This window comes from Halothiobacillus neapolitanus c2, from assembly GCF_000024765.1.
GTDB lineage: Bacteria > Pseudomonadota > Gammaproteobacteria > Halothiobacillales > Halothiobacillaceae > Halothiobacillus > Halothiobacillus neapolitanus.
In genome coordinates this window covers 2331330-2348025 of record NC_013422.1, presented here as the reverse complement: position 1 = coordinate 2348025, position 16696 = coordinate 2331330, and the positions used below count along the sequence as shown (strand labels likewise).

Genomic DNA, 16696 nt, shown 5'->3' with positions numbered 1-16696 from the left:
GCCGGGGTAGCGGCTCCGCGAAAAAACGCACATTAGTATGCCACAGCGCGGTCAAGTTCCCTGCATTTTAGGGAACCTCGGTTGGTGGGCTGATTTTACGCGTCAATTCCCCGTGCGCGATCGGCGTGGAATGTTGTCCGGAATGCTTCGAATGCATTGTCTTCAATGGCCACGCGGATTTCTTGCATCAGTGTTTGGTAGTAATGCAGGTTATGAATGGTGTTGAGTCGTGGGCCAAGCACCTCTTTGCATTTATCCAGGTGTTTCAGATAGGCGCGGGAAAAACGCTGGCAGGTGGTGCAGGTGCAGGTTTCGTCGAGCGGGCGCGTGTCGCTGGCATAACGGGCATTGCGCAGTTTGATGTCGCCGTAGCGGGTGAACAAGTGGCCATTGCGCGCGTTTCGTGTCGGCATCACGCAATCGAACATGTCCATGCCGCGGGCCACGGATTCTACCAAATCCTCCGGTTTGCCCACACCCATCAGGTAACGGGGTTTATCTTGAGGGAGCAGCGGGGTCGTGGCTTCCAGAACCTGATTGCGTTCATCCAGCGGTTCACCGACGGAGAGGCCGCCAATCGCATAGCCATCAAAGCCTATGTTCAATAGGCCTATGGCCGACTCTCGACGCAGCGCGGGATACATGCCGCCCTGAACGATGCCGAACAAAGCAGTGTCGGTGTTGTCGGGCTTGAGGGTATCGAATGCCGTGCGCGAACGCGCCGCCCAACGTAAGGACAGGCGCATGGATTCCGCTGCCTGCACTTCCGTGGCGGGGTACGGTGTGCATTCGTCGAAAATCATGACGATGTCCGAACCCAGTTCGTGCTGAATCTGCATGGAACGTTCGGGGGTCAGCATGACAGGTGAGCCATCTACCGGCGATTGAAACCGCGCACCTTCCTCGGTGATTTTGCGCATTTCGGCCAACGAGAACACCTGAAAGCCGCCGGAGTCCGTCAGGATCGGTTTGTTCCAACCCATAAAGTCGTGCAGGTCGCCATGGGCACGAATGACGTCGGTGCCCGGTCGAAGCATCAGGTGAAAGGTATTGCTCAGAATGATCTCGGCACCCAAGGCCTCGATTTCCTGTGGATCGACCGCCTTGACCGTGCCGTAAGTACCCACCGGCATAAAGGCCGGTGTTTGAATCGTGCCGCGCATAAACTGAAGCTGGCCGCGCCGCGCCGTGCCATCGGTGTGGATGAGATCAAATTGCATGTGACTGTTCCCCGCCAGCAGGCGCTATTGACTGGTTGACGGGAATGAACATGGCATCACCGTAACTGAAAAACCGGAAACCGGCGCGAACCGCATAATCGTAGGCAGCCAGAATACGCTCCCGTCCAGCCAAAGCGCTCACCAGCATCAGCAAGGTCGATTGGGGTAAGTGAAAGTTGGTCAGCAGCGCATCGGTGACATGGACCGGTTGCCCCGGATAAAGAAAAAGGCGCGTGTCGCCTTGATAGGGGGCGATGCGGCGCTGGGCCGCCGCTGTTGGATTTTCCCTCGCTGCCGTCTCGATGGCGCGCAGGGCCGTGGTGCCCACGCAAACGACGCGTCCACCGCGTTCGCGCGTGGCATCAATGGCAGCGACCGTTTCCTCCGGTACATTCAGCCATTCGCTGTGCATGGTGTGTTCTTGAATGTTGTCCACGCGAACCGGCTGAAAGGTGCCAGCGCCCACATGCAGGGTCACAAAGGCCGTCTTCACGCCCTTGGCGGCAATCTGTTCGAGCAGGTTTTCGGTCAGATGCAGGCTGGCTGTGGGCGCAGCCACGGCGCCATCATGGGCGGCAAACACGGTTTGGTAATCGTGTCGGTCCTGCGCGTCGTCTGCCCGATCGATATAAGGCGGCAGCGGCATATGACCGGCACGATTGAGCCAGGTCAGCACATCGGGATTGAGCGAATCCGGTGTGAGCTCGACGAGAAACAAGGCATCTTGGCGATTCTTGACCGTGAGCGTGGCCTGTCCATCCATATGGAGCGTTGTGCCGGGCGCGGGCGATTTACTGGCTCGGATATGACACCAGGCGCTAAACCCATCCTGAAGCCGTTCGATGAGCACCTCGATCTTGCCACCACTGGCCTTGTGGCCGAATACGCGGGCCGGGATGACGCGTGTATTGTTGAGGATCAGCAGGTCACCCGGGTGAAGCAGGTCGGGGAAGTCGGCAATGCGGCATTCTCTGAGATCGTTGGGCGTGTGTTCTTTCTCAAGAACGAGCAGGCGCGCGTGTTCGCGTGGCTCGATGGGGCGGTGCGCGATGAGTTCGGGGGGGAGCGTGTAATCGAATAGTTTGGTGTGCATGGCGCGCGCAGTCTATCAGGGGGCGATGGACGGCAGCAATCGGTTCAAAAAAGACCGATGAGAAGTAAGTTCATAAACAGTGTGCGCTGGTAAGCGGCTTTCGTGAGAAATGCCATCCAGTGGCATGGAACCCATCCTGCGGTTCGATCCTGATTTCCCCCGTCATGGGTTTTTTGGTGGAAAAGCACAGCCCTTCTGTGGGCGACCGAACTCTTACGCATGAGTCTCGATCTAGCAGAGCAATCCTGGCTCATGGCGCTCGTCATGAGCGACGGTTCAATTCATGATCCTGAATCGTCCTTGCCGGACTTTCCTTGCCGATGATCCTAATCATTCATCCTGTGAATTTGTCCCCAATTGTCATCCTTGAGGGGTGTCCCTAATGGTCGTACCTAGAGGTCTTCCTTAGAGGTCTTCCTTGGGGTGCCGATTCCATTCGGTTCCGAGTACTGTCTTCCGTGTATTCCATCCTTGCCTGATTCATCCTTGGGTAGCCCATCCTGGGCTGTGTGTCCCATCGTCCTGATGTGACGTCCGAGGCGAATCCATCCGCCAGGTTTTCATGCATACCTTCGCTACTCTTCCGTGAGCAGTATCGAATCCTTTCCGGTAAGCGCCTTAATCAATCCTTGATCAAGGCGATGGGGCTTCCTGCCCGCTGTGTACTAAACACAGGTGCATCATGCCGAAGGATTGTGACGGGTCATAGTGGGAATCGAGCAGAGTTCCGTCAGATTTTACGATTTATTTTGTAGGAATTTTCCTACTCAGGAGTGGCGCTAGAATAGGTTTGCTCGAATTTGAGGCCGGATTTCTGAATGCACTGCGTGTAAAAGATGAGGGCGGAATCCACTTTATTGTGCATGGCGGACATGAGATAGATGGCGAATTAGTCTACATGTCCTTATTTTTTAGAGAATTTATTTCAGGATGTTTTATTGATTCCTTTGCAGCCGTCAATAAAGAAGTGTCGTATGGCGTTCATGAAGCCCTGCGGGTCTTCGACATGTGGCCAGTGTTTGGCTTTCTTGAGGGTGTGTATGCAGCCGCCGGGAAAGTCTCGGATGATGATCGAGCGATCGTCCGGCTCGATGTAGGCGGAGCCGGCGCCACGGACAAATAGAGCCGGCCCGCAGAAAAATCCCTGTAGGTCGGGCATTTGTGACGTTTCCAGATAAGACTGCTGCAACACGTCCAGATTGAACCGCCAGCGCCATGCGCCCTGTCCAGATTGCGTGTTATGGCTGAGATTGGCGGCAAGAAAGGCGCGAACTTCCGGGTCGAAGATGAATTGTCCCATTTGGCTTCGCGCTTGTTCTCGTGATGCCAGATGATCCAGATCGACCGCTCGTAATCCCGCGAAGACATCCTGATGCCAGGCGGGATAGGCTTTGGGGGCGATGTCGACCACCACCAGTTGCGTAAAACGCTCCGGCGCCTGGTCTGCCAGTACCATCGCCAATTTACCGCCGAGAGAGTGACCGAGCAGTTTGGCCCGCTCAAGACCGAGTCGATCCATGAGCGCCAGCACATCGGCGGCCATGGCTTCATAACTCAGATCGTCTGCCCAGGGTGAGCGGCCATGGTTGCGAAGATCAAGGTTGATAACGCGATAAGTATCCGCCAGATTGCGGGCCACACCGCGCCAATTCGCCAGAGAGCCGAACAAACCGTGCATAATGATGACGGGCAACCCACCTCCGGATTCCTCAAAATTCAATGCGACGGGCGAGTGCTTCATACGTTCCGTTTTCCTGATGCAGGTTTGCAAGTCATGGTGATTTGCCATGGCATGGGTTGTGGCGATGGGGGTGTTCAAGGGCAAGGCCAGTGAATACCCCTGTGCTTGAAGCCATATTAACATCTGTCTGCGGCCCTGCCGAACGCGCAGGCACGCCCCGATCCACACACCATTACTCATTCAATGAAGGCCACCATGCCAGATCAACTGTTTACATTACCCAAACCGGAACTGCCGGTGCCCCGCGTTTTCCCACAACAGATTCAGCGTGCGGCCGCCGTTCTCGATGTGATTTTGTCGGATGGCGTACCGAGTGATCGCGCATTGCAGCATTGCTTTCGTGCCGAGCGACAAATGGGCAAACGCGACCGGGCGCAACTGCAAACCCTGGTGTTTTTTGTCCTGCGGCACTGGCGGCTATTGGATGAATTGCTGGGGGTGCCGCCCGGCGAGGTTGCTTCGGCGCTAGGGCGCGTGGGCATGGCGGTTCATCTGGCCGGATTGCTGGATGAGACCCTGGCCGAATTGACGGGGGTGGTTGCCAGACCGCAGATTGATATGGTCGAACGGATCGCCCGCAGCAGTCCGGCGAAGCGTTTTGGTTTGCGTGATGAGGATATGGCACGGTTGGAAGCGGCCTTTGGCAGCGATGCGGCGGCGGTTGCAAAAGCGCTTCTTGCTCGGGCGCCAGTCGATATTCGCGTCAATTCGGCCGTAACCGAACCCCGCGCACTGGCGGAAACGCTGCTCGCCTTGGGATTGGAGAGTACGCCGATCCCGGGGTTGCCCAACGGCCTGAGGCTGAGTGACAACAAGCCGCTCACGTCCCTGGATGCGTATCACGCCGGTGCGTTTGAAATTCAGGATGCCGGCAGTCAGTGGATTGTCGAAGCATGTCAGGCGCAATCAGGGCAGCACGTGTTGGATCTGTGTGCCGGTGCGGGCGGCAAGTCTTTGGGCTTGGCCGAAGCTGTTGGCGAGCAGGGACATGTCTTGGCTTGCGATACCGAAGCCGAGCGCCTCGCGCGCTTGCCGGAACGCAGTGCGCGGGCGGGTTGGCGCAACATCGAGTGTCAGCCCATTGCGGACAGCGCCGACCCGGAGCTGCAACGGCGCGGGCCGTTTGATCGGGTGCTAATCGACGCGCCGTGTTCGGGTTCGGGTACGTGGCGTCGCCATCCCGAGTTGCGTCAGATTCCGCCTGATCTGGAGGCCTTGTGCGCCACGCAGGCGCAACTACTCGATGATGGTGTGCGGTTGACGAAAACCGATGGCCTGCTGATCTACGCCACCTGCAGCCTCTGGCGTGAAGAGAACGAGATGCAGATCGCGTCCTTTTTGGCGCGCCATCCGGATTGGCGCGTTGCCGAACTCCCCGCAGGGATGACGCATGCACTCACTGTAGTAGCTGGAATGGCGCGGATTCGGCCAGACATTCAGGGATCCGACGGATTTTTCTTTTGCGTATTGCAGCGGAAAAATGATTGATAAAAACTATCAAACTGAGCGAAAAAATTAATTGGCTTGATTGAACTGATGGCGGTAAAACAGGAGGCGCACGAAGATGCGAACATAAAAACCACCTGAGGACAGACATCATGACACAAAGCCAATGCCCCTTTCATCATGCGCCCAGCGAGAGTAAAACCGTTCGAGACTGGTGGCCCAATCGCTTGAATCTGGATGTGTTGCGTCAACATGGCAGCAAATCCAGCCCGATGGACGCTGATTTCAATTACAAAGAAGCATTCGAAAACCTCGATTTGGCGGCGCTCAAAGACGACTTGCGCGCGCTGATGACCGATTCGCAAGACTGGTGGCCCGCGGATTACGGCCATTATGGCCCTTTTTTTATCCGCATGGCCTGGCACAGTGCCGGCACGTACCGCACCGGCGATGGGCGCGGTGGCGCGGGTACGGGCAATCAACGGTTCGCGCCGCTCAATAGCTGGCCCGATAACGTCAACCTCGACAAAGCACGCCGCCTGCTCTGGCCGATCAAACAAAAATACGGCCGGAAAATCTCCTGGGCCGATTTGATTATCTTGACGGGCAATGTCGCACTCGAATCGATGGGTTTTAAAACCTTCGGTTTCGCCGGTGGGCGGGAAGATATCTGGGAACCGGAAAAAGATATTTACTGGGGCGCGGAAAGCGAGTGGCTGGCGACCAGCGATAACCCGCTGAGCCGGTATCGCGGCGATCGTGAGCTGGAAAACCCGTTGGCTGCCGTACAGATGGGCTTGATCTACGTGAACCCCGAAGGGCCGGATGGTCAGCCCGATCCGGTCGCCTCCGGTCGCGACGTGCGCGAGACGTTTGCGCGCATGGCAATGAACGATTACGAAACCGTGGCCCTGACCGCTGGGGGGCATACCTTCGGCAAATGTCATGGGGCTGGTGATGCCGCCCATGTCGGGCCGGAGCCGGAAGCCGCCGGTCTTGCCGAGCAAGGCTTGGGCTGGAAAAGCAGTTTCCGCAGCGGCAAGGGCGGCGATCAGATCGGCAGCGGGCTGGAAGGCGCGTGGACGCCGACGCCGATAACATGGGATATGAGTTATTTCGACGTCTTGTTCGGCAACGATTGGGTGCTGACCAAAAGTCCGGCCGGTGCCTGGCAGTGGACGCCCAAAGAAGCCAACGAGCACAATCAGGCCCCGGCGGCGGAAGATGCCAGCCAGAAGCGGCCGATCATTATGACTACAGCGGACATGTCGCTGCGCATGGACCCGATTTACGAGCCGATTTCCCGCCATTTTCATGAAAATCCGGATGAGTTTGCCGATGCCTTTGCACGTGCCTGGTTCAAGCTCACGCATCGGGACATGGGCCCGCGCAGCCGCTATCTCGGACCGGACGTGCCGCAAGAGGAACTGATCTGGCAAGACCCCGTCCCCGAGCGGAACCATGCGTTGATTGATCACGGCGACATTGATTTTTTGAAGAATCGCATCGCCAACAGCGGGCTGGGTATCGGTGAAATGGTCACGACCGCCTGGGCTTGCGCCTCGACCTTCCGTGGCTCGGACATGCGCGGTGGCGCCAATGGCGCACGGATTCGGCTTGCGCCCCAGAAAGATTGGCAAGCCAATCAACCCGCCCAGTTGGCCTACGTGCTCGGCGTGCTCGAAGGCATCATGGAGCGGTTCAACCAGAGCCAAGCGGGGGACAAGCGGGTTTCATTGGCGGATTTGATCGTGCTGGCTGGCGGTGTGGGCATCGAGTTGGCCGCGCAAAAGGCCGGACACCCATTGACGGTTCCGTTCACACCCGGTCGGATGGACGCCACGCAGGAACAAACCGACATCGAGGCGTTTTCCGTGCTTGAACCGATTGCCGATGGGTTCCGCAATTACCAAAAAGGCGATTACACGATTTCGGCAGAAGAGTTGCTGGTCGACAAGGCGCAACTGCTCACCCTGACGCCTGCACAGATGACCGTGCTCGTCGGTGGTATGCGCGTGTTGAACACCAATGCCGATCACACCGATCACGGTGTCTTTACCGAGCGCCCGGAAACGCTCAGTAACGATTTCTTTGTGCATCTGCTGGATATGGGCACGGCCTGGGCGGCCAAATCCGATGACGAAAACCTATTCGAAGGACGGGATCGCCAAACCGGTGCGCTCAAATGGACGGGCACCCGGGTGGATTTGGTGTTCGGTTCGAATTCGGAGCTGCGGGCACTGGTGGAAGTCTACGGCAGCGCAGATGGTGAGGAAAAATTCAGAAATGACTTTGTGGCCGCCTGGACCAAGGTGATGAATCTGGATCGATTCGATCTGGCGTGAGCCAAGGAATTCGCATCCACGGAGTCCTCGTAAATCCCCCTCGTTCCCCCTTTTACAAAGGGGGAGGCGCACTTGCAAAATAAGTGCGCTTCGCCCCTTTGTTACCATAGGGGGCCGCACTTACTCGAAAAAGGACAGATTCACCCCCTTTGAAAAAAGAGGCCGGGCGGATTTGCCGGCTCGAAGAGTCCTTTGCATTTGTGCAGTGGAACTTGGCAGCATGGACAAAAAACACGAGCATCGGCACACTTCTAATTGAATTCCCGATTTGGCCATCATCGAGTAGCCCTTTTTTATGAATCACCACCGCTTTTGCGCCAAAGCCAGCCCATATAAATGGCCGCTGATGATTGGTATTGTCTGTCTTTTTCTGACCGCTTGCGGCCAAAAAGGCCCCTTAGTTATGCCGTCCGATGCGCCTGCATCCCCGGCCTCGCAAAACGCAGGTAAATCCTGATATGACCGCATTGCCCTACGACCATCTGACCCGAAGCGCCGACCAAACCTTATGCTTGGAAGGATGCGCGCTCGACCAAATAGCAGCCGAATTTGGTACGCCGACCTACGTGTATTCTCGCTCGGCCATTGAGCGGGCCTACACCGAACTGACGACCGCGTTCGGTGATCGTCCGCACCGGATTTGCTATGCCGTGAAGGCGAATAGCAATCTGGCTATTCTCGCCTTGCTGGCGCGGTTGGGCGCGGGTTTCGATATTGTGTCTGGCGGGGAATTGGCACGGGTGCTCAAAGCAGGCGGCGCTGCTGAGAAAATCGTATTTTCCGGCGTCGGCAAAACCCGCGATGAAATCGAGCAAGCATTGCGCGCGGGCGTGGGCTGCTTGAATGTCGAATCCGAGGCTGAGTTGGCGCGCATCAGTGAGGTGGCAGCCGGGCTCGGTGTCGTCGCCCCTATTTCGTTGCGGGTGAATCCGGATGTGGACGCCAAGACGCATCCGTATATTTCGACTGGTCTTAAAGATAATAAATTCGGCGTGCCCATCGAGCAGGCCCCCGCTTTGTATCGACATATCGCGCGCGATGCGAATCTCAAAGCGGTCGGGATCGATTGCCATATCGGTTCGCAGATCACCGATGTGTCGCCGTTCGCCGATGCGGCCAGGCGCGTGCTTGCCCTGCTCGATACGTTGGTGCTGGAAGGTATTGAGTTGGCGCACCTTGATTTAGGTGGCGGCTTGGGCATTCGTTATACCGATGAGCAGCCGCCATCGGCTGCCGATTGGGTGGATGCCGTCACCTCGGTTATCGATCGACATCCGATTGCGCGCCACCTGCCTTTGATGTTGGAGCCGGGGAAGTTTTTGGTTGGGCCATCGGGCGTGTTGCTCAGCCGGGTGGAATACCTCAAGCCGCATCCGTCTGATGGCAAATCGTTTGCCATTGTCGATGCGGCGATGAATGATCTGGTTCGCCCAGCGCTCTATGGCAGCGTGATGGCGATTGAGGCGGTCAAGCCAGATCCTGTGATGGCTGCCAAAGATTGGGAGATTGTCGGGCCGGTGTGTGAAACCGGCGATTTTCTGGGCCATGGCCGGTCTTTGGCACTCGCGCAAGGCGATTTGATTGCGGTGCTGGGTGCCGGTGCCTATGGTTTTTCCATGGCGTCGAACTACAACACCCGTGGCCGAGCGGCGGAAGTATTGGTCGATGAGCGCGGCGCAACATTGATTGGTGCGCGCGAGTCGGTGGAATCGCTGTGGGCGCTCGAGTCGATTCCGCCCAGTTTGATGTAGATTCAGATACGCCGTTTTTTCAATAGCCAATTTCTATCAAAGTTATCTGGACATTCAATTTCAACGGCGTGCCCATTTGATGTATTGTCATCACAGTTCAATGATTTGCGTATCAAATCATGGAATCGTTTTTTTCTAACCAATCGTTAAGGAGATCGATATGCTCGAGAATCGTGAAGGCCAACGCGTACCAAACGTCACATTCCGTATGCGCGAAAACAATCAATGGGTGGACGTTACCACCGATGATTTGTTCAAAGGCAAAACCGTAGCGGTTTTTTCATTGCCCGGTGCATTCACGCCGACCTGCTCTTCGAGCCACGTGCCGCGTTTCAATGAGCTGGCGCCGGTATTTTTTAAGCACGGCGTGGATGAGATTCTCTGCCTGTCGGTGAACGATACCTTCGTCATGAACGAGTGGGCGGCCGATCAAAACGCGGAGCACATTCGATTTATCCCGGATGGCAATGGCGAATTCAGCGAAGGCATGGGCATGCTGGTCGATAAGGAGAATCTCGGGTTCGGCAAGCGCTCCTGGCGTTATTCCATGCTGGTCAAAGACGGCGTGATCGAAAAAATGTTCATCGAGCCGAATGTCGAAGGTGACCCGTATGAAGTCTCCGATGCAGACACCATGCTCGACTGGCTGGCACCCAATGCAGTCAAACCGCATTCGGTCATGCTGTTCTCCCGTCGCACTTGCCCATTCTGTGCCCGTGCCAAAGGCATGTTGCGCGACGCGGGCATGGCATTTGATGAAATTCTGGTCGGCGAGCACGTCAATCTGCGCGGTCTGCGCGCGGCAACCGGCTCAGAATCGGTTCCGCAGGTGTTCATTGACGGCCAACTGATCGGCGGCAGCGACAAGCTGGCAGAGTGGTTAATGGCCAATCAGTAACCCATGAATAAGCGTTTCAGGTTCGCTAAATCGAGCCTGAACCGAAACTCAAGCGGATGACACAGGTTCATCCGTTTCGTTTTCGGCCTCTCTCGACATCGTTCCGCCCCATTGCCCAAGGTAAGTCACCTAGGTGCGCACGGGACGGAAAAACAATAGGAAATCATCATGAGCACAGCCGTAGAATTTGATCTGATTGTATTGGGTGGGGGCTCCGGCGGCCTGGCCGTGGCGGAGCGCGCGGTGCAATACGGTCAGCGTGTCGCCGTGATTGAGCCAGCCCATTTGGGGGGCACCTGCGTGAATTTGGGCTGCGTGCCGAAAAAAGTCATGTGGTATGCCGCCAACATGGCGCATACACGGCATGAAGCCGAGGGCTGGGGGTTTGCCGCGGTGCACGATCAGATCGATTTCGGCAAACTCGTCGCCGGTCGCAATCAGTTTGTGGATAACATCCGCAGCTACTGGGGCGGATACGCAAACGAGTTGGGTATCACGGTCATTCAGGGCAAAGGCGTATTAACTTCTGCCTCGACCGTCGCGGTGAACGATCAAACCTACACCGCGCCGCATATCGTACTGTCCACCGGTGGCGTGCCGTTTGTGCCGCCGGTGCCAGGCAAGGAACTCGGCATCACCTCCGATGGGTTTTTCGACCTGACCGCCCAGCCCGCGCGCGTGGCCGTGATTGGTGGCGGTTACATTGGCGTCGAGTTGGCGGGTGTCTTGCGATCATTCGGTAGCGAGGTCACCTTGCTCGACATGCTCGATTCGGTGATTGCGCCGTTCGATTCGATGATCCGCGAAGTCGCCACCGAAAACCTGCGCACGCTGGGGGTCGAGATGCGCCTGCCGTTTCGCGTACAGGCACTCACCGAAACGGCCGAGGGTAAATTTATTACCTCGGCGGCGGATGAACAGCTCGGCCCCTTCGATGAAATCATCTGGGCCGTGGGCCGGGCGCCAAATACCCGCGCGCTCGGATTGGACGCGGCGGGCGTCACCGTCCAGCCCAACGGCATTATCCCGACCGACGACTACCAGAACACCAATGTGCCGGGCGTGTACGCCATTGGCGACATCACCGGGCGGGCACCACTGACACCGGTAGCCATCGCGGCGGGGCGGCAATTGGCCGAACGCCTGTTCAACGGCCGAGCGCAGGCCAGACTCGATTACAACACTATCCCCACCGTCGTTTTCGCCCATCCGCCGATCGGCACCGTGGGGTTGACCGAGGAGGCGGCGCGTGCCGAATTCGGTGATCAGGCGGTCACGATCTTTGAGACGCGCTTCACGCCCATGCGGTATGCCCTGTCGGCACATGGGTTCAAAACCGCAATGAAGCTTGTGTGCGTGGACGAGGAGCAACGCGTGGTGGGGCTGCACCTGGTCGGCGACGGTGCGGACGAGATGCTGCAAGGCTTTGCCGTGGCGGTTAAAGCGGGGCTGACCAAGGCGCAATTCGATGCCACGGTCGCGATCCACCCGACGTCTTCCGAAGAGCTGGTGACGATGAAAACGCCGCGAGATTCCGCGTGAAACCGTACAGCCGGACCTGCTGATGTTTCTGGAAATCCGTCACCTGCGCACCCTGCGTGCGGTTGCGGAAAGCGATTCGCTGGCCTCGGCGGCCGAACAGCTTCATCTCACGCAATCTGCGTTGTCGCACCAGATTCGTGCGATTGAGGACTATTATGGGTTGACGCTGTTTTCCCGCCGCTCGCGGCCCATGCAGCCCACGCCCGCTGGTCGGCGTTTTTTGCAGGCGGCCACGCAAATGTTGCCCTTGATGGATGCCCTCGACCGCGACTTGCGTCAGTTGGCGGGCGGGGATACGGGGCGGCTGTTTATCGCGCTGGAATGCCATTCTTGTTTTTCATGGCTTTTGCCCACCTTGAATGCCTACCGTGAACAATGGCCGAACATCGACACCGACTTATCGCTGTCTCATAGTTTCGAGGCGCTTGATGCCCTCAAGCGTGGTCTCGTCGATGTGGTGGTCAGCTCCGACCCGATCGATGATCCCGACATCCGTTTTGTTCCGTTGTTTCACTATGAAGTCGTTCTTGCGCTCTCACCGCAGCATCCTTTTGTCGCAGAAGAAGTCGTTACGCCGCAAATGCTGGCTGGTGAGACGGTGATTACCTATCCCGTGAACCGTAACCGGCTGGATATTTTTTCCCGCTTTCTCACGCCTGCTGGCGTTGAACCGGCGGCGACGCGCAGCTCGGAACTGACCGTGATGATCGCTCAATGGGTTGCCAGCAACCGAGGGGTGGCCGCCTTGCCTGCTTGGGCCATCGTCGATGAACTCGCGCAAGGGAGTATCGTGGCGCGTCCTTTGGGCGAGGGCGGTATCCATACGACGCTTTTCCTCGCGTTGCGTCAGCAAGAGTGTGATCAGGCCTATGTGGCGGCTTTCATTGAAACGGCGCGTGCGGCGGCACTAAAGACGCTCAAAGATATTCAGCTCGCGTCCTGATCCACGTTCGTGGCGCATGTCGAGCCGGGGTGAGGGTTACAGAACGGTGTCCGTCTCTGTTGTGGGTTCATCGTCTGATGAGCCTAGTTCGGCCAGAGGCATCTCCTCTGCGAACAGAGCCCCTTGAACCCAAGAAATACCCGCTGCCCGCGCGGCCGAGAGCTGTTCGGCTGTTTCAATTTCCTGCGCAATGATCGTGACGGACAACGCCCGCGCCAAACCCAGCAGGCAGTCGATAAACGCGCGATCCCTGGCGATCTGGCTGCGATTGGTGAGCCAGTCGACATTAATCTTCACATAATCAACGGTATGACGACGCAGGTGTTGGAAAATCCAGTGCCCCGGGGTCGTTTGATCAATCGCGAATTTGAAGTCAAAACCGTGCAGTTCCTCGATGAAACGATCGAACAGGTTTAGGTCGGCCAGCGATTCGCGCTCGTTCAGCTCGAACACGAGCCGACTGCGCGCCATGCCGACGGTATCCATAAGATGCGCGATGTCCGCAAGGAATGATTTCGCACGTACGGTTCGGGGTGAAATGTTGACGAAGATCAGGCCGTTGCAATGTGTAGCGACTTGCGTGCAAATGAGCGCTTTCATCAGTTGGCGATCAAAGTTTTCGGCTTGCCCGCGCCGCTCGACCATGCCGAGAAAATCACGCGCCATGACCCAACGATCGCCGATATTCAGCTGTGCCAGTACTTCCATGCCAACCCGTTCGAGTAGCAGGTTTTCCAGCGGTTCGACCGAGGCATCCCCAATGGCGAAAATGGGTTGGAATAAAATGCGTGGTGGCTGTTCTTCGGTGAGCGCTTCGAGAATATCCTGATCCTCGATGGGCTTGTCGTGCAGATCGGCCAATGGCTCATCGGGATTGGGAAGCGCGAATTGATTCTTGCCCGCGAGTTTGGCCCGATACATCTGTGCGTCCGCGATGGAGAACAGGCCGCGGGCCGAGTCGGTGTGTGTCGGGCCGATGCCGATACCGATAGACAATGAAACCCCGACCGAATGTCCATCCGGTGTTTTCATCGACAAATTTCGTATTCGGGCCAGCAGCCGGTCGGCCACCATGATGCATTCCTTCTCTCCTGCCTCTGGGAGAATGGCCGTGAACTCATCGCCACCATAGCGCGCGAGGATGTCCCCGGTGCGCAAGGCATCGTGCAGGCACTCGGATACCTTGCACAGGAAAGTGTCACCGAAGGTGTGACCGTAGCTGTCGTTGACGACTTTGAAATCGTCGATATCAATGACAAACAAGCCAAACGAGTAGCCGTGCCGCTGCGCGCGATCCATTTCATAATCCAGTAGCGACCAGAACATGCGCTGGTTATACATCTGTGTCAGCGGATCGCGCGTGGCGTAAAACTCCAGATCCTCGGTATGCTTTTCAATGGCGCGCACCGAGCCCACCACGTTGAGCATGGTGGAAAGAATCGACTCGACCAAGAGGCGCTCGACCTGAGACTGGTTTTGGGTGTTGGGCAGAATAAGACCGACCAAGCCGTGAATGGACGGGTTGTCCATGGTGATCTCTTTGGTGCGCAGATCCAGCTGCCGCGCGTTTTCGAGAGTGGGCCTGCCGGATGGGTCCAGACTGTGCTGGCGGGGGATAAAGTCGGTAGCAACCTGCCCCAGGGTTTCCCCCACAATTAACTTAACCCGCTGGCTCATGCTTGCAGCGACCGTCTCGTTGATGGTGTCGAACCAGAATAGCTCAACATTGGCGGGTCGGTCGCCAACCGCAAAAGCGGTAAAAACGCCATGAACCGTCTGAACCGTGTTGATTTCTTTAAGAAGATCGCGCACGTAGCGGCGCCAGTCCCGCACCACATCCGAGGTGATGACAAACCGTTCGAGCAGGTGGATTTCAAATTCCAGCAAATTCCGATCAACTGCTAGATGCCGTATTTTGTCCGTTAAGCCATCGACTTCGATCAGCACATCATCGAGTTCCGAAAACCCAGTGTGCGCATCGCTGAAGCGGATGTGCGCCAAATCTTCCACCCGGTCGAGATAACTGATCGAATTCTTCAGTCGGGCAATCGAGCGCCCCATCCGCCGCCCCAGCAATAGCGCAATCATCAGCGCAGCCAGCAGGGGAATCGGCATGATAATCAGCAGCTTGCTGACAAGCTCATTGTGTGCCTTTGTCGTGATCTGACCAACAGATTGCGCGATCGAGAGCACACCCAGCACATTGCCCACCTTGGCGTTGGTATGGCATCTCAGGCACTGCGCTTCGGCGATCAGGGGGCGGTCATACCGAATCATCCCATTGTGCATTTGTGTCTGGGTTTTGCCTGTGGCAAAAGCAGATAGCACCAGGGCGTCTGGATCAGGCTGTTCAATCTGTCCAAAGAGCGCAATCACCTTGCTGCCGCGGTATAACTCGATGCGGGCACTGGAATCATTGCTTTGGGCACGGATCGTTTTCAGAAATTCGTCGAGTTGCGCCCGGGACCATCCCTGCCGCATGATCTGATACATTGCATTGAAGGTGCCGTCGGCCAGCGAGGCTGACATATCAACGGCAGATTGACGCACCGTGCGTTCGAAAACACCGGTGGTGGCCCAATACATGGCGACGGCAACCAGAACGGAAACCGCTAGGGCGGCGCCCACGATCAGTAGCCGAATCGAACGTAACCATCGCCCCATTGATGTCAACTTCCTTAAACGCGTTTTGCCTGGATCGTATCGGACGCGTCGTTTCGCCCGATCAAGCGCGGCTGTCCTGTGCCGAACTGAAATGTTCGTGTAACAATCAAGGATAAATGAAAACGATTTTTGCGTGGAATCAGACTTTCTGCGGGTGTATTAAAAAATCAAAATATTATTAATCGCCGCCGGGCTGTGTGGGCCGTGATGGCGAGTCGGCGGTTTGATTGTCGTTCTGTTCCAGCGACAGTTCGGGGGGAAATGGTAGGCCACCAGAGTTCAGCCATTCATCCAGAATAGTGCGGGCCTGGGGAACCCCGCTACCGCGCAAGCCGGAAAAAGGCAGCCAATGGACGGCTGCAAGTGATGCCTCTTTTTTGAGGGCAAAAACGGTTTTACTGATTTCGTTTTGACTCAGTTTGTCGGCCTTGTTCAGCAAGCACAGCACCGGTAGCTGTCGATCCTGTGCGTATTCGATCATCTGGCGATCGGTTTCCTTAAGTGGGTGGCGAATGTCCATAATGACAACGACGCCAGCCAGAGAACGGCGTTCGGCAAAGTAGGCGGCCAGTGCCTCGCCCCAGCGTCGCCGCATGGCTTCAGGCACCTTCGCGTAGCCATAGCCCGGCAAATCCACCAGTCGGCGGCTTTCATCGCTTAGGCCAAAAAGGTTGATCAACTGCGTGCGACCGGGCGTGCGGGATGTTCTGGCCAAGCTTTTTTGTCCGACCAGCGCGTTGAGTACGGTCGATTTTCCGGCATTTGAACGCCCGGCAAACGCTACTTCTGCGCCAAAGTCGGCCGTCAGTTCTTTGGGCGACGGAGCGCTTTTGATGAAATAAGCTGTTCTAAAATCCATCATTACATCCGGCTCCGGGTCGTGAACGCGCCGCGCGGTAACAGTCGCGCGGCTTACTTGCAGGTATAAATAAACCCCGTCTAGAGGGGTATTGATCAATCCGAATCCCGCCCCGGGCTTATCGCTGCTAAACTGAGTATGTTTTAGTGGGCAGGGTCACAGTTGCGTGACATTGTTTCACAGTTTGGGTCGGG

At 56.9% G+C, this 16696-nt stretch carries 13 protein-coding genes; 7 read left to right on the top strand and 6 right to left on the bottom strand.

The window, feature by feature from the left end; all coding sequences use genetic code 11:
• Positions 1–95: 95 nt before the first annotated feature.
• The 3 genes from tgt to HNEAP_RS10865 all read right to left on the bottom strand — a co-directional run bounded on the left by tgt (position 96) and on the right by HNEAP_RS10865 (position 4234).
• On the bottom strand, positions 96–1220 hold the full coding sequence (gene tgt, locus HNEAP_RS10880; protein WP_012825030.1) for a tRNA guanosine(34) transglycosylase Tgt: 1125 nt from the start codon (positions 1218–1220) through the stop codon (positions 96–98).
• Entirely contained in the window at positions 1210–2313 is a 1104-nt protein-coding gene (queA, locus tag HNEAP_RS10875) for a tRNA preQ1(34) S-adenosylmethionine ribosyltransferase-isomerase QueA (RefSeq protein ID WP_012825029.1), read from the bottom strand. Before queA ends, tgt begins: the two co-directional genes overlap by 11 nt.
• A 925-nt stretch (positions 2314–3238) precedes the next feature.
• Positions 3239–4234, bottom strand: coding sequence for an alpha/beta fold hydrolase (locus tag HNEAP_RS10865; protein WP_081441157.1), 996 nt, complete (start codon positions 4232–4234; stop codon positions 3239–3241).
• 15 nt (positions 4235–4249) lie between these two features.
• Between HNEAP_RS10865 and HNEAP_RS10860 the strand changes: the two genes are divergently transcribed.
• The gene (locus HNEAP_RS10860; protein ID WP_012825026.1) at positions 4250–5542 is read left to right on the top strand and encodes an RsmB/NOP family class I SAM-dependent RNA methyltransferase; all 1293 of its coding nucleotides are present in this window, start codon (positions 4250–4252) and stop codon (positions 5540–5542) included.
• A gap of 110 nt (positions 5543–5652) precedes the next feature.
• Positions 5653–7845 carry a catalase/peroxidase HPI gene (gene katG / locus HNEAP_RS10855; protein WP_012825025.1) on the top strand — a complete coding sequence of 731 codons (2193 nt, stop codon included), beginning with the start codon at positions 5653–5655 and terminating at the stop codon, positions 7843–7845.
• Between the two features lie 52 nt (positions 7846–7897).
• Here the strand turns inward: katG and HNEAP_RS13010 are convergent, their stop codons facing one another.
• A complete protein-coding gene (locus HNEAP_RS13010; protein WP_243726353.1) occupies positions 7898–8233 on the bottom strand; it encodes a hypothetical protein in 336 nt (111 codons plus the stop codon).
• Here HNEAP_RS13010 and lptM point away from each other — a divergent pair.
• The 5 genes from lptM (at position 8192) to HNEAP_RS10835 (ending at position 12979) form a co-directional block, all read left to right on the top strand.
• Entirely contained in the window at positions 8192–8302 is a 111-nt protein-coding gene (gene lptM, locus HNEAP_RS12580) for an LPS translocon maturation chaperone LptM (protein WP_243726351.1), read from the top strand. The two genes, HNEAP_RS13010 and lptM, sit on opposite strands and share 42 nt — an antisense overlap.
• A 1-nt stretch (position 8303) precedes the next feature.
• Complete coding sequence (gene lysA, locus HNEAP_RS10850) at positions 8304–9596, top strand: diaminopimelate decarboxylase (RefSeq protein ID WP_012825024.1); 1293 nt, start codon at positions 8304–8306, stop codon at positions 9594–9596.
• Positions 9597–9756: 160 nt separating this feature from the next.
• Positions 9757–10494 carry a glutathione peroxidase gene (locus tag HNEAP_RS10845; RefSeq protein WP_012825023.1) on the top strand — a complete coding sequence of 246 codons (738 nt, stop codon included), beginning with the start codon at positions 9757–9759 and terminating at the stop codon, positions 10492–10494.
• A gap of 168 nt (positions 10495–10662) precedes the next feature.
• Entirely contained in the window at positions 10663–12036 is a 1374-nt protein-coding gene (gene gorA, locus HNEAP_RS10840) for a glutathione-disulfide reductase (RefSeq protein ID WP_012825022.1), read from the top strand.
• Between the two features lie 22 nt (positions 12037–12058).
• Entirely contained in the window at positions 12059–12979 is a 921-nt protein-coding gene (locus HNEAP_RS10835) for a LysR family transcriptional regulator (protein WP_012825021.1), read from the top strand.
• Positions 12980–13015: 36 nt separating this feature from the next.
• Here HNEAP_RS10835 and HNEAP_RS10830 read toward each other — a convergent pair whose 3' ends face one another.
• Together HNEAP_RS10830 and yihA are read right to left on the bottom strand one after the other, a co-directional pair.
• On the bottom strand, positions 13016–15643 hold the full coding sequence (locus tag HNEAP_RS10830; RefSeq protein ID WP_012825020.1) for a GGDEF domain-containing protein: 2628 nt from the start codon (positions 15641–15643) through the stop codon (positions 13016–13018).
• 178 nt (positions 15644–15821) lie between these two features.
• A complete protein-coding gene (gene yihA, locus HNEAP_RS10825; RefSeq protein WP_012825019.1) occupies positions 15822–16505 on the bottom strand; it encodes a ribosome biogenesis GTP-binding protein YihA/YsxC in 684 nt (227 codons plus the stop codon).
• Between the last annotated feature and the right edge of the window lie 191 nt (positions 16506–16696).

What these genes read in the sequence shown, in the direction of transcription:
- tgt (WP_012825030.1), bottom strand. Translation starts at nt 1,220, where the DNA reads ATGCAATTTGATCTCATCCACACCGATGGCACGGCGCGGCGCGGCCAG.
- queA (WP_012825029.1), bottom strand. Translation starts at nt 2,313, where the DNA reads ATGCACACCAAACTATTCGATTACACGCTCCCCCCCGAACTCATCGCG.
- HNEAP_RS10865 (WP_081441157.1), bottom strand. Translation starts at nt 4,234, where the DNA reads ATGAGTAATGGTGTGTGGATCGGGGCGTGCCTGCGCGTTCGGCAGGGC.
- HNEAP_RS10860 (WP_012825026.1), top strand. Translation starts at nt 4,250, where the DNA reads ATGCCAGATCAACTGTTTACATTACCCAAACCGGAACTGCCGGTGCCC.
- katG (WP_012825025.1), top strand. Translation starts at nt 5,653, where the DNA reads ATGACACAAAGCCAATGCCCCTTTCATCATGCGCCCAGCGAGAGTAAA.
- lptM (WP_243726351.1), top strand. Translation starts at nt 8,192, where the DNA reads ATGATTGGTATTGTCTGTCTTTTTCTGACCGCTTGCGGCCAAAAAGGC.
- lysA (WP_012825024.1), top strand. Translation starts at nt 8,304, where the DNA reads ATGACCGCATTGCCCTACGACCATCTGACCCGAAGCGCCGACCAAACC.
- HNEAP_RS10845 (WP_012825023.1), top strand. Translation starts at nt 9,757, where the DNA reads ATGCTCGAGAATCGTGAAGGCCAACGCGTACCAAACGTCACATTCCGT.
- gorA (WP_012825022.1), top strand. Translation starts at nt 10,663, where the DNA reads ATGAGCACAGCCGTAGAATTTGATCTGATTGTATTGGGTGGGGGCTCC.
- HNEAP_RS10835 (WP_012825021.1), top strand. Translation starts at nt 12,059, where the DNA reads ATGTTTCTGGAAATCCGTCACCTGCGCACCCTGCGTGCGGTTGCGGAA.
- HNEAP_RS10830 (WP_012825020.1), bottom strand. Translation starts at nt 15,643, where the DNA reads ATGGGGCGATGGTTACGTTCGATTCGGCTACTGATCGTGGGCGCCGCC.
- yihA (WP_012825019.1), bottom strand. Translation starts at nt 16,505, where the DNA reads ATGATGGATTTTAGAACAGCTTATTTCATCAAAAGCGCTCCGTCGCCC.